Origin of the sequence: Oscillatoria sp. FACHB-1407 (genome assembly GCF_014697545.1) — a bacterium.
Classification (GTDB): Bacteria; Cyanobacteriota; Cyanobacteriia; order Elainellales; family Elainellaceae; genus FACHB-1407.
Genome location: NZ_JACJSA010000025.1, coordinates 71,971 through 86,213, shown reverse-complemented (window position 1 = coordinate 86,213; position 14,243 = coordinate 71,971). Strand labels below are relative to the sequence as shown.

At 47.3% G+C, this 14,243-nt stretch carries 6 protein-coding genes; all 6 read left to right on the top strand.

Features of this window, described 5'->3' with window-relative positions; all coding sequences use genetic code 11:
• Window positions 1-118 precede the first annotated feature (118 nt).
• Window positions 119-1,150 (top strand): glutaminase A, encoded by a 1,032-nt coding sequence (glsA, locus tag H6G89_RS29170; protein WP_190513325.1) that lies wholly within the window; start codon window positions 119-121, stop codon window positions 1,148-1,150.
• Between the two features lie 289 nt (window positions 1,151-1,439).
• Window positions 1,440-7,508 carry a hybrid sensor histidine kinase/response regulator gene (locus tag H6G89_RS29165; RefSeq protein WP_190513322.1) on the top strand — a complete coding sequence of 2,023 codons (6,069 nt, stop codon included), beginning with the start codon at window positions 1,440-1,442 and terminating at the stop codon, window positions 7,506-7,508.
• Window positions 7,505-10,069, top strand: coding sequence for a GAF domain-containing protein (locus H6G89_RS35300; RefSeq protein ID WP_242060170.1), 2,565 nt, complete (start codon window positions 7,505-7,507; stop codon window positions 10,067-10,069). The genes H6G89_RS29165 and H6G89_RS35300 overlap by 4 nt, the downstream gene beginning before the upstream one ends.
• 2 nt (window positions 10,070-10,071) lie before the next feature.
• A complete protein-coding gene (locus tag H6G89_RS29145; protein WP_190513320.1) occupies window positions 10,072-10,518 on the top strand; it encodes a response regulator in 447 nt (148 codons plus the stop codon).
• 3 nt (window positions 10,519-10,521) lie between these two features.
• Window positions 10,522-12,426: a hybrid sensor histidine kinase/response regulator gene (locus tag H6G89_RS29140; RefSeq protein ID WP_190513318.1), complete on the top strand. Its 1,905-nt coding sequence runs from the start codon at window positions 10,522-10,524 to the stop codon at window positions 12,424-12,426.
• Window positions 12,427-12,978: 552 nt separating this feature from the next.
• Window positions 12,979-14,235, top strand: a complete 1,257-nt coding sequence (locus H6G89_RS29135) for an outer membrane protein assembly factor BamB family protein (protein ID WP_190513316.1) — start codon at window positions 12,979-12,981, stop codon at window positions 14,233-14,235.
• The last annotated feature ends 8 nt before the right edge of the window (window positions 14,236-14,243 follow it).

Genomic DNA, 14,243 nt, shown 5'->3' with positions numbered 1-14,243 from the left:
TTTTGAATATTGGTCTAAATGGAGACAGTACACTTTTGCGAAATCCCCTTAGTCTGAGTGGAACTGGTTAGCAACTGTCGTTTTGAATTAAGACAAGCGATCGCTATATTCTCCAAAAATGAGCCATTTTGATAATCTCCACTCACTGACTAGCTCTATCACTGCTGTTACATCCCCGCTACGGCAGTATCTCCACGAGTTACATAGTAAATATCACCCTCTAACCGATGGAGTTGTCGCCAACTACATTCCAGAGTTAGCTCTTGCAGATCCGGCGTTGTTTGGCATTGCTGTGGTGACCACCGACGGACAGATCTTTGAGGTCGGTGACAGCACGACTTTATTTACGAGTCAGGCAATCTCAAAAGCGTTTGTCTATGGGTTGGCTCTAGAGGATCACGGGCGAGACTATATCACCAGCAAAGTGGGTTTAGAGGCAACTGGCGAGGCATTTAACGCCATATTATTGGACGAAAAGAACAACCGTCCTTACAACCCCATGGTGAATGGAGGGGCGATCGCCATCACCAATCTCATTAAGGGGCAGCATCCCACGGAGCGGTTGAAGCGCATTCTGGATATGTTCAAACGCTACACCGGACATAGCCACGACATTAGTATGCCTGTTTTTCTATCTGAAAAGGCGACTGGACATCGCAATCGGGCAATGGCGTTTTTGATGTTAAACGTTGGCATCGTCAGCGACAATCTTGAAGAAACGCTAGATCTCTATTTTCAACAGTGTTCTATTTTGGTGACTGCCCGTGATCTCGCCATGATGGGAGCCACACTCGCCAATGGGGGCGTTAATCCAATCACACAAGAACGTGCGATCGATGCGCAGTATGTGCAGGATGTGATCAGTGTGATGTTGACCTGTGGCATGTATAACTATTCGGGAGAATGGGCGTGTCGGGTTGGCATTCCTGCTAAGAGTGGAGTCGGTGGCGGTATTACCGCTGTGGTTCCCGGTCAACTAGGCATTGGCACCTTCTCACCTCTGCTAGACGACAAAGGCAACAGCATTCGGGGCATTAAAGTCTACCAGGATTTATCCAAAGACTTTGGGTTGCATTTGTTTAATGCGACTCGGTGCGATCGCGACTTAAACGCCTGGACTAAAGGCAGTCCGGTTGATGCCCGCTCTTAATTAAGGATTGTGGATTAAATAAATTCACAAACTGTACGGGCGGGTTTAGCCGATCAATCTTCACCCTGCCTGACTTTGACTGCAAAACCCACCTTTACCAAATATCGAACTTATTTAATTTTCATGTCTAACAGGACACTAAAAATAGTTTTCTAAAGACAATTGCAGTTTGTACTTGTATACTAATGTTGCTTAATTCTTAAGAAGTTTAGTAACTTCTTTTTAAGCGTCCCGTTACCTGCTCAATTAAGTCATCATGGACTTTTACGGCAGATAGTTATCGGGTAACATGCACATTGCTGGTTACAACGTGGTAGAGGCGATTTGTGAAGGAACAAACACTGTTCTTTATCGCGCCTTTAGAGCATCAGAGCAAGACTCTGTCATGATTAAAACTCTAAAAACTGAGCATTCCAGCCTTGAAGCACTTGCCCAATTAAGACACGAATTTCAAATTCTACGATCGCTGCAATTAGCGGGCGTTTTGAAGCCACTGGCATTAGAGCATTATCGCAATGGCTTAGCGTTAATTTTTGCCGATGGTGGAGAGCGATCGCTGCTTGAAAGTGTCGGTGCCTTACCCCTGACTCTAAATCAGTTTCTCAAGATTGCGATTCAATTGACTGAGGCGATCGCCCAACTGCATCAACACCACATTCTCCACAAAGACATTAAACCCCAGAACCTGTTAATTAACCCCACGACAGGGCATCTGAAGCTGATTAACTTTGAGTTTGCTACTCCTGCGTCAGACGATCATCTTTCAAATTCCCAACTCTGGGAGGGGTCTGCTCCGCCTCAGTTGCTTCAGGGGACTCTTGCCTACATGGCTCCCGAACAGACGGGCAGAATGAGCCAACCAATCGACCACCGCACCGACTTATATGCCCTTGGCGTGACCTGCTACGAGCTACTGACTGGACAATTGCCCTTTGCTACTCGCGATGCTCTGGAGTTGATTCACTGTCACATTGCCAAAACGCCCATTCCACCCGCGTCTTTGAATTCAGCCATTCCACCCGTTGTCTCCAATGTGGTGATGAAACTGCTGGCAAAGACGGCTGGCGATCGCTATCACAGTGCGCTGGGTCTTAAAGCTGATCTGGAAACCTGTCAAGCGATGCTGCAAACATCGGGTCAGGTATCTAACTTTGCGATCGCGGAGCTAGATTCGCGCAGTCAGTTCTCAATCCCCCATACGCTCTACGGACGAGAGTCAGAAGTCGCTCAGTTGCTAGGCTCTTTTGATCGCGCCAAGCAAGGCAAAACTGAGATGGTAGTCGTGAGCGGCTATTCGGGAATTGGCAAATCGTCTCTGGTGTACGAAGTGCAACGGCTCATTGTGCGCCAGAGTGGCTACTTTATTGCCGGGAAGTTTGACCAGTTCAAACGCAATATTCCCTACACGTCGTTTATTCAGGCGTTTCAAACCTTAATGCGTCAGCTGTTGACGGAGGATGACGAGCAAGTTGCCAGGTGGCGATCGCATTTGTTGCAAGCTCTCGGCTCAAATGGGCAGGTCATGATTGATGTGATCCCAGAACTGGAGCGAATCATCGGTGCTCAACCCCCTGTGCCTCAATTGGATTCATCAGAGGCACAAAATCGCTTTAATCGGGTGTTTCAACAATTTATTCGGGTGTTTAGCCAACCGCAAAATCCCCTCGTTGTGTTTTTTGATGATTTGCAGTGGGCAGATCTGGCGTCATTAAGTTTGATTCAACGGATTGTTACAGATGCGGATAGTCAAAATCTGTTGCTCATTGGGGCTTATCGTGACCATGAGGTGAGTCCGGCCCATCCACTCATTCACACCTTAGAGCAGATCCAACAGAACAACGTCGCTATTCAAACCATTCTTCTTTGTCCGTTGAATGAGACGCATGTCAATCAACTTGTTGCAGATACGTTGCATGGCGATCGCTCCACAGTTCAACCTTTTGCAGAACTGCTATTTCAAAAGACTCAGGGCAATCCATTTTTCTTGACACAACTTCTGAAATCGTTGTACGACGATTGCCTGGTGACCTTTGATTTCAATCAGGGTTCCTGGCAATGGAATATGAATACGCTGCAACAAATTGGCATCACCGATAATGTGGTTGAGTTGATGGTTGGTCAGATTCAAAAGCTCTCAGCCGCTACTCAAACTGTTCTCAAATTAGCTGCTTGTATTGGAGATAAGTTCACATTGGATGGGTTGGCGATCGCTCATCAACATTCCTCATCGGATACGGCGCAAGACTTGTGGGAAGCTCTACAGGCAGGTCTGGTTTTACCTCTGACTCAAACTAATCCACTAACATCAGATTCTCTTAGTTTAAACTCCCCAGCCATTTATAAGTTTCTGCACGACCGCGTGCAACAAGCGGCTTATTCTCTCATTCCTGACTATCAAAAGCAGAAAACTCATTTCAATATTGGGCAATTGTTGTTGCAACAAGCAACTCCTGAAGAACGCAGAGAAACTATTTTTGATCTGGTCAACCATCTCAACTATGGAATTGATTTGCTCGATTCCAAACCTCAACAGTATGAGTTAGCCGAGTTAAATTTAATTGCCGGACAAAAAGCAAAAGCGGCGGCAGCTTATGAACCTGCATTGCGCTATCTCAAACTTGGCTTACGGTTGCTGCCACCCGATAGCTGGGAGGAGCGTTATGAACTAACGCTGTCGCTCTATGGAACCCTTTTAGAAACGGCGTATCTCAATGGCGATTTTGAGCACATGGAACAATGGGCAGGAGTGTTGTTGAGCCATGCCCATACCGCCATCGATAAAATGAAAGTGTATGAGGTCAACATTCAGGCGTGCATGGCACAACGGAAGCAGCTTGAAGCGGTGAACCTCGGATTGCAAGCCCTACGTTTGTTGGGAATGTCGCTTCCCGATGTACCAAGCGATCGCGACATTCAAGCAACCGTCACCTATACCGCCACCATTCTGGCAGATCAAAACATTGAGGATTTAATTAACCTGCCGTTGATGACTCAGCTTGATAAGCTGGCAGCGGTTCGGATGTTGACGAGTATGGGTTCTCCCACTTATCAGGCGGCTCCAACACTATTTCCGTTGGTGGTCTGCGAACAGGTGAATTTGTCCATTCAATACGGTAATTCGCCCTATTCTGCCTATGGCTACGTTTGTTATGGAGTCATTCTCAACGGCATGACTCAGGATGTTGAATTGGCATATCAATTTGGCAAACTGGCTCTTAATTTAGTGGAACGGTTTAATACGCTGGCACTCAAGGCAAGTGTCTTTTTTGTAGCAGGGGCATGTACGATGCACGGAAAAGTACATGCGCGAGAAACCTTGCCCTGGTTGCTCAATGGCTATCACAGTGGGCTAGAAAACGGTCAGTTTGAATATGGTGGATATGCAGCAGTGCAACGATGTCTGCATTCCTATCTGATTGGGCAAGAGTTAGCCCGACTGGAGCCAGAGATGAAAGCGATCAGTGATACGCTGGCTCAACTGAAACAGGAAAACACCTTGATGTGGAATCAAATCTTCCATCAAGCTGTTCTCAATCTGCTGACAGTCTCTGAGACAGGGTGTGAATTGGTGGGAACTGCTTTTGATGAAAGTCAATCCCTGCCTTTGCTGGAGCAAGCCAACGATCGCACTGGTCTACACTACTTCTATCTAAATAAATTAATTCTCTGCTACGTTTTTGGACACAACCAACAGGCGATCGCCAATGCAAATCAGGCAGAGCAATATCTGGATGGAGTCAAAGCGTTTCTCGTGGTGCCCATCTTCCACTTCTACGATTCTTTAGCACAATTAGCAATTTATCCCGCGCACCCCCCCGATCAGCAGAGTGCCTTACTAGAGCGGGTCAGTTGTAATCAGGCAAAGATGCAGCACTGGGCAGAACATGCACCGATGAACTTTTTGCATAAATATAAATTGGTTGAAGCGGAGAAGGCATGGGCATTGGGATGTATTGTTGAGGCGATGGAATTGTATGATCAGGCGATCGCCGGAGCAAGAGATAGTGGCTATCTGCAAGAAGAAGCTCTGGCGAACGAACGGGCAGCTACGTTTTATTTCGCGTTACGGCGAGACAAAATTGCAAAAGAATATTTGAGTGAAGCCTACTATGGCTATATGCGTTGGGGGGCAGCAGCTAAGGTACAGGCGTTAGAAGAGCAGTATCCTCACCTCCTGGGGCAGTATATCCTGGGGCAGTCACAACCACACGATATGGCTCCTCAAACGACTTCAAAACCACTCATTGCAGTTCGTGAAAATTCCTCTGAAACGTTTGATCTGGCAACTGTTATTAAAGCATCCCATGTTCTCTCAGGTGAGATTGTACTTGACAAATTGCTGACAAAATTCATGCAAATTGTGCTCGAAAATGCAGGTGCAGAAAAAGGATTTTTGTTACTGGATAAGGCAGGTGAACTGGATGTTGCCGCTGTGGGAACTATTAGTGTAGTCGGAGTCAATATTGACTCCTCTGGAACAGTCATTGAAGATGCGGTGACATCTCTTTATCCTACGTCGATTGTGAATTATGTCGTCCGCGCTCAGGAGTCAATTGTTCTCAATAATGCCGCTGATGAGGGAGCCTTTACCCTCGATCCGTTTGTCAGACATCATCGCCCCAAATCCATTCTCTGTACGCCCATTCTGCATCAGGGCAAGCTAACCGGAGCACTCTACCTGGAAAACAATGTGATGGCAGGGGCATTCACAGCAGAGCGGTTAAATCTTCTGCAATTGCTCTCATCTCAAGCAGCGATCGCCCTTGAAAATGCCCGCCTTTACGCTGATCTGGAAGATGCCAATCGCACGTTAGAGGTCAAAGTTAAAGAACGTACTTTAGAGTTGCAGGACAAAAATTTGCATCTGCAACAGGAAATTCGCGATCGCCAACGAGCAGAAGAAGTGGCAGATGCGGCTAATCGTGCCAAGAGCGAATTTTTAGCCAATATGAGTCACGAGTTGCGAACGCCACTGAATGGGATTTTGGGCTACACCCAAATTCTCAAAAAAGATAAAACGCTCACACCCACTCAAAAAAATGGGTTAGACGTAATCCAGCACTGCGGGGAGCACCTGCTGACCTTGATTAGCGACATCCTGGATCTGTCCAAAATTGAGGCACGAAAGATGGAACTCTCGCCTCACAATGTCTACTTTTCAGAGTTCCTGGAAGGGATTGTGCAGATGTGCCGCATTCGGGCGGAGCAGAAAGGCATTCGTTTCACCTATAAACCGCTTGCACCCCTGCCAAACCTCATTCGGGCAGATGAAAAGCGGCTCCGACAAGTGTTACTCAACCTGCTGGGAAATGCCGTAAAGTTTACAGAGACGGGGGGAGTGACCTTCACAGTCAATATCATTCCTCCTGCTGAAGCCATTGAGCCACTGGACTCGTCGGGGGTATCCGTCCCAAAAATTCGTTTTCAAATTGAGGACACGGGGATTGGTATTACACCAGGACACTTGCAGGACATCTTTTTACCGTTTCGGCAGGTCAGTGAACCGCATAAACAAACCGAAGGAACCGGGTTAGGATTGGCAATTAGCCGTCAACTGGTGCAGTTGATGAACAGCGAAATTCATGTCAGGAGTACCCCTGGTAGAGGCAGCACCTTTTGGCTGGATCTGGACTTAACGGTTGCAACACATCAAGCCGATGAGGTTCTTAATCGCCCTAGTGTTAGTGGGTATCGGGGCGATCGCCGCACGATTCTGGTTGTGGATGATAAAGAAGAAAATCGCTTTGTTTTAACCCATCTGCTGCAACCGTTGGGGTTCAAAGTGGTGGAAGCCGTGAATGGTCGAGATGCGCTCCATCAAGCCTGCCAATTGCAGCCCGATGCGATTCTGGTAGATCTGGTCATGCCTGTGATGGATGGGTTTGAGATGACTCGTCAGATACGCCTGTTGCCTGAGCTACAGCACACGGTCATCATTGCCACTTCCGCCAGTGTATTTGAGATGGATCAACAACAGAGTCGAGAGGTGGGGTGTAACGATTTCCTATCGAAACCAGTTCAGGAAGCAGAGCTTTTGAAACAACTCAGCCATCACTTACACCTGGAATGGATTTACGAACTCACCCCGGCTACAGAAGCGATCGCCCCACCATTCAATTTATCCTCCGCTACATCCGATTTGTCAGCTACGTTAGTTGTTCCTCCTGCCGAAGAAATTGCTATTTTGCTGGATCTGGCTATGATGGGTGACCTCAAGGGTATCCTTGATCGATCCCACCAACTTGAAGCCCTCGATCCTCAGTGGATTCCCTTTGCGGCTCACCTGCGTCAACTTGCAAAAGGGTTTAAGGAACGTCAAATTTTAGAGTTTATTCGACAGTGTCAGAGGTCAGCATGAGTACAACACCTCAGCGGGGAACGATCCTCATCGTGGATGACATCCCCACCAACTTAGAAATTTTGTTTGACTGTTTGACTCAAGCTGGCTTCAAAATCCTCGTGGCAGAGGATGGCGACAGTGCCTTGCAAAAAGCCCATTACGCTCTACCAGATTTGATTTTGTTAGACATTCTCATGCCGGGAATGGATGGGTTTGAAACCTGTCGTCGCTTAAAAGCAAATGCCACGACAAACCCAATTCCCGTTATCTTTATGACGGCTCTGACAGAGACAGTGGATAAGGTCAAGGGGTTTAGCCTGGGGGCTGTAGACTACATCACAAAACCCCTCCAGCATGAGGAAGTATTAGCCCGAATTCAAACCCATTTGCAATTGCAACACCTGACCCGTCAACTGCAATCCCAGAATGACCGCCTGGAACAGGAAGTCCAGGAGCGGCAGCGCATGGAGGAGGAACGCATTCAACTGCTGGCTCAAGAGCAACAGGCGAGGGCAGATGCGGAGTCAGCCCGACATTTGAGCATTAGCATTCTGGAGAGTATTACAGATGGTTTCTATGCACTGGATTACAACTGGTGCTTTACCTACCTCAACTCGCAGGCAGAGCCACTGTTGCAGCGGAGTAGGGCAGAATTATTAAACCAAAATATTTGGGAAGCGTTTCCAGAAGCGGTGAATTCTAGCCTCTACAGGGAATATCACCGAGCTATGGCTGAGCGGATCAGCCTTGAATTTGAGGAGTTTTATCCACCACTCGGACGGTGGTTCGCTATCCATGTCTATCCGTCTGAAAGTGGCTTATCCGTTTACTTTCAGGACATTACAGAGCGCAAAAAACTAGAAAATATCCTCCGCAACACGGCTGAAGGGGTTTCAGCGGCGACAGGGGGTGAATTTTTGCGATCGCTGGTTCAATATCTGGCGCAAATTCTAGAGGTTGATTACGCCTTTGTCAGCCAATTGGTGCCCAATGCCCCGGTGCCGACGGCTAAAACCCTGGCAGTGTACGGCAAGAACAAGATCTTAGACAATTTTGAGTATGAGCTAAAAGGCACCCCATGCGAAGTGATCTTAGAAGATGGGTTGTGTTGTTACGCCAGAAACGTGCAGGAACACTTCCCCTGCGCTCCCTGGTTGTTGCGCCTCAACATTCAAGGCTACCTTGGAATGGCTCTGATTAACCCGTCGGGGCAAGTGTTGGGGTTGCTAGTTGTTCTCAGTTGTAAACCGTTGCGTCAACCCAGTTTGGCAGAGGCGATGCTACGGATCTTTGCAACTCGGGCACTGGCAGAGCTTGAGCGAACTCAAGCGGAACAAAAGCTGCAACTACAACATCGGCGATCGCAACTGTTTGCTGAGGTCACCCTCAAAATCCGTCAATCGCTGCAACTAGATGATATTTTGCAAACGGCTGTAACCGAAGTGCAAAACATTCTACAAGCGGATCGCGTCTTGATCTATCAACTCTGGAGTGATGGCACTGGACGAGGAGTTGCCGAAGCCGTTCTACCCGGATTGCCACCCGTGTTGGGTTACCAGTTTTCTGAGGAGGTGTTCCCGGAGGATTATCGGCAGCTTTATCAACAAGGACGAGTGCGAGTCATTGCCGACGTTCAGCAAGCCAATGAGACGATCTCCCCTTGCCTGGTTCAATTCGTTCAACAATTTCAAGTCCGAGCTAAACTGGTAGTGCCAATTCTCATCAAAGAACAGCTTTGGGGGCTATTAATTGCCCATCAATGCACAGCACCTCGACAATGGACTGACTTTGAGTCGAATCTTTTGCAACAGTTAGCGGATCAAATCGGTATCGCTCTGACTCAAGCGCAGTTGCTTGAGCAGGAGGTTCGTCAGCATCAGGAGTTAGCCCGTTCTAACGCTGAGTTGCAGCAGTTCGCCTATATTGCTTCTCATGATTTGCAAGAGCCGTTGCGGATGATTAGCAGTTATCTTCAATTGCTAGAGCGACGGTATAAAAATCACCTCGATGCTGATGCCAATGACTTTATCGCCTATGCGGTAGATGGTGCCAATCGCATGAAGACACTGATTGACGACTTGTTGGCTTATTCACGGGTGGGCACTCGTGGCAAACCATTTGAGCGGGTTGATTGCACCACCCTAATGAAGGAGGCGATCGCCAATCTGCAAATCGCAATCAAAGAAAAACAAGCCGTCATCACCTGGAATGATTTGCCTGAAGTAATGGCAGATCCCACTCAACTAACACAGCTTTTTCAAAATTTGATCGGCAATGCCATCAAGTTTCACAACTGTGCCTGCCCATCGGTTCACATCACCGCTCAACGGCAAGCTGAGCAATGGTTATTTTCGGTGAAAGACAATGGCATTGGCATTGACCCGCAGTATGCTGAACGAATTTTTGTAATTTTTCAACGATTGCATAATCGCAGCGAATACGCTGGTAATGGGATTGGGCTATCTATCTGCAAGAAAATTGTAGAGCGTCATGAGGGTCAAATTTGGGTTGAATCTGTACCTGGAAATGGCTCAAATTTTTGCTTCACCATCCCAGAGCGAGATAGACGGAGTAACTAGCCTTGAGTACTAACCACCACGGCAAACCAATTGAAATCTTACTGGTCGAAGACAATCCGGGAGATGTTCGACTGATGCAGGAAGTGCTCAAGGATGGGAGAATTTCCAACCATCTCAGCGTAGTTGAAGATGGAGCACAAGCAATTGAATTTTTGTGTCAAACGGGTCGCTTTATAGAAGCTCCACGTCCAGATTTGGTCTTATTAGATCTGAATCTGCCTAAAAAAGACGGACGAGAAGTCCTTGCAGAAATTAAATTAAATGAGCATTGGAGACGTATCCCAGTCATCGTATTAACCACATCCCGCGCCGAGGAGGATATCCTCAAAGCCTATGATCTACATGCAAACTGTTATATCTCTAAGCCGATTGATTTAGAACAATTTATTAAAGTTATTCGCTCGATTGAGGATTTTTGGCTAGCCATTGTTAAGCTGCCATCGGAGTAAAGAATGGAAAGGTGTTCAATCCACGTTTTATTAATCGAAGATAACCCCGGCGATGCTCGATTGTTGTGGGAGCTTCTGCTAGAAGTTAACTCAGTCAAGTTTGAGTTGGAGCAGGTCGATCGCCTTAGCCAGGGAATACAGCGATTACAAGATAATATCTTTGATGTAATTCTGCTCGATCTCACACTGCCAGATACACAGGGGTTTGAAACATTCACTAAACTCCACAACTGTGCTCGCAATATTCCAATTGTGGTGATCACAGGGCTAAATGATGAAACGATCGCCCTTTCAGCCGTGCAGGAGGGTGCTCAGGATTATTTAGTCAAAGGACAGTTGACAGGTGATTTGTTGGTGCGATCGATTCGCTATGCGATCGAGCGGAAGCGCACTGAACACAAAATTCGCGAACAGGCTGCCCTACTTGACATTGCAACGGATGCAATTTTGGTTGAAGATTTGCACCACGAGATTGTTTTTTGGAATAAGGGAGCCGAACAGCTTTACGGATGGAGTGCTGAAGAAGTTTTGGGAAAGCGTACGGATGCCCTTCTGTATAAACAACCTACTGCTCAATTTAGAGAAGCTCAAAAGATTTTATTTCAACAGGGAGAATGGTCTGGCGAGTTACAGCACATTAGCCGTCGAGGTAAAGAAATAATTGTTGAGAGTCGTTGGACACTGATGCGCGATGAGGATTACAAGCCGAAATCAATTCTGGTCGTGAGTACCGACGTAACTGAAAGAAAAACATTGGAATCACAATTTTTGCGTGCTCAGCGAATGGAAAGTTTGGGCACCTTAGCGAGTGGATTGGCACACGATTTAAACAATATTTTGACACCCATTTTGTCAACAGCCCAACTGTTACAGATGAAGTTTCCCAAGACGGACGAACGCAATCAACAACTGTTGCAAATGTTAGAGGGAAATGCCAAACGGGGCGCGATGTTAGTCAAACAGGTGTTGTCGTTTGCGCGAGGAGTCGAGGGAGAGCGTAGCATTCTCCAACTGAGACATCTGATCGTTGAGATTCAGCACATTATTGGAGAAACGTTTCCTAAATCGATTGAAACCAAGTTAAAAGTTGCTCAAGATCTGTGGACGATTACGGGTAATGCAACCCAACTACATCAGGTCTTGATGAATCTTTGTATTAATGCCCGTGATGCAATGCCGAATGGCGGAACCCTGGCGATCGCCGCTCAAAATCTGTTTATTGATGAAAACTACGCCCGCATGAACCTGGATGCGAAAGTAGGTCACTTCATTCAAATCACGGTGTCTGACACGGGCAGCGGCATTGCCCCGGAAGTGATCGATCGCATTTTTGAGCCTTTCTTTACGACAAAAGAGTTTGGCAAAGGCACAGGGTTGGGGCTTTCCACCGTGATTGGTATCGTTAAAAGTCACGGTGGCTTTGTCAGTGTGTCTAGTGAACAGGGTAAGGGCACCCACTTCAACCTGTTTTTCCCGGCAGTTGTTGCCTCAGAACCCTGGGAAAACAAGGACTCAGAGGTGCTCATTGGCAATCATGAATTAGTCCTGGTTGTGGATGATGAAGCAGCAATTTGTGCCAGCAATAAAGCTTTGTTAGAGGCATATAACTATCGGGTTTTAACGGCGAACAGCGGCATTGAGGCGATCGTGCTGTATACGGAATATCAAGCCAACATCAGCCTTGTGTTGGTTGATATCATGATGCCGTCGATGGATGGTGCGTTGACGATTCGAGCCTTGCAAAAAATTAATCCTCACATCAACATTGTCGCCATTAGCGGTCTGGTGTCCAGTTCTCAGATCGCTGCCGTTGCAAACTCAGGTATCCAAAGCTTTCTACCCAAACCCTACACTGCTAAAGAATTGGTGAAAGCGGTCAGTCAGGGATGCCGTGTGCATCCGCCATAGACCATTTGCGTTGTGATTTTGGGCGTTGCTGATTTAATGTATGAATGTTGTAGGGGCGTTTCGCGAAACATCCCTGCAACAGGGGTGCGTGGTCAAGAATCATACCTGCCAGTAACACCTGAATTTGCATTATGAGTAGCAAGCCAGTAGCCATTAACGGCATCTTTACACGATGCAGTTTTAAATCAGTTGTAATACCGAATTAAATTGTGATCAAGGCAGATGTTGGTAGAGACGGGGTTTGCAGATCAGTTCTTGGGTTTGCCGTTAGCAAACTGCAAAACCTGCCCCTACAAGTGTCCGCGTTTGGGATTGCTATATGTTGCAATGCCGGATTTGGCACGAGCCAATTTGTATGATTGAAAAGCCTCTTTTCTACAGGGATTGATAAATCACTGATAAATCACTTGAAGCGTAACAAAATGTCAATTTGGGTTAAACCCCGGTAAATCAATTCGCGGCTATCAAGACGAGATCTGCGGCTCGGCTGAGCTTTGCCAAACGTCCTTCACAATCGTCAATTTAAAATCCAAAATGTCACAGGCTCGTGTCATGAAATTTTTCCGAAATCTGCTGGTTGGACTGGTGTTGTGTTTGCTACTACCCATTGCGCTTCAACATGGGTACAGGGCGATCGCCTCCGATACTAACGTCGTGATCCGCCAACCGCTCTGGTCGGTTGAGCAGGAAGCGAACCAAAATTTAGTTGTTGTTAATGATCTGGTTCTCGTCCCAAGCTATGACATGCTGAATCAGCAGGGACAGCTTTATGCCCTCGATGCCGCATCGGGTGCTCAACGGTGGGTCAGTTCCGAGCCAGTGCAACGAGTGTTAAAGGTTGAGAATAATACCCTATACGCCACCAACCAAAACTATCGCTTGATCACACTGGATGCCACGACGGGTGCAACCAAAACGTCAGTTCAATTTGCTGACCCTGACGCGATGATTTTGGGTAGTGCGCTCGCGGCTTATCAGGATACCTTTATTGTTGGGCGATCGCTGGATTCAGATACTAATCAGGATGAAATCGTTGCCTTGACTCCCGATAACCAACGTCGCTGGTCTTTTCTCACGCCTCCCGATAGCCTGATATCCGTCAATTTTTATGAACCGTATGATGTCATTACACCTAAATTCCAGGATGGGATTTTGATTGTGCCGATTTTGGTTAATCCGCAGACGGAGCAGCGGGGTTACGAAATTACAGCCCTGGATGCAACCACTGGGAACCTCCTGTGGCGATGGAAAACCCTGGACGAGTTGGACAATCTGACGGTTATCGGAGATACTGTGTACCCTGCCCATACCGATGGCAATCTCACCGAAGGGCGCAGTTGGGTAAAGGCTTTGGACTTAAAGACAGGTCAGGAACGCTGGAGCTATTCAACGATTGGCTTCACCATGCTTGCCAGCGATCGCGAGGCGTTTCTCTGGAAACGGGAGGACAGCGACCAAAGCCTTCATCTAAATGTGTTAGATAAACAATCAGGAGATGAATTGCGCCGCATTGTTCTACCGTTGGAGAGTAATCAGGCACCCGGAGGGTTGATTCTCGCTGATAACACGATTTACGCGAGCGATCTACGAATTGAAAACGTGACTCTTGGGTTCTATGGCTCCGCTGACAATCACACCTGGCTTAACGCCTATGATGCCACTGATGGTCGTGTGTTGTGGCGCACTCCCACCTTTATGCACAGCCATCTTAATACTCCAGTCGTTGAGGGCGATCGCCTATTTGTCGCCAGTCGAGCCGTTGATGTTGCAGGAAAATCGGTTGTTCAGGCATTTGAGCGATCGCCTTAATGTCCTAC

Bases quoted from the DNA above. Each gene is read 5' to 3' on its own strand.
- H6G89_RS29165 (WP_190513322.1), top strand. From the start codon at position 1,440: ATGCACATTGCTGGTTACAACGTGGTAGAGGCGATTTGTGAAGGAACA.
- glsA (WP_190513325.1), top strand. From the start codon at position 119: ATGAGCCATTTTGATAATCTCCACTCACTGACTAGCTCTATCACTGCT.
- H6G89_RS29135 (WP_190513316.1), top strand. From the start codon at position 12,979: ATGAAATTTTTCCGAAATCTGCTGGTTGGACTGGTGTTGTGTTTGCTA.
- H6G89_RS35300 (WP_242060170.1), top strand. From the start codon at position 7,505: ATGAGTACAACACCTCAGCGGGGAACGATCCTCATCGTGGATGACATC.
- H6G89_RS29140 (WP_190513318.1), top strand. From the start codon at position 10,522: ATGGAAAGGTGTTCAATCCACGTTTTATTAATCGAAGATAACCCCGGC.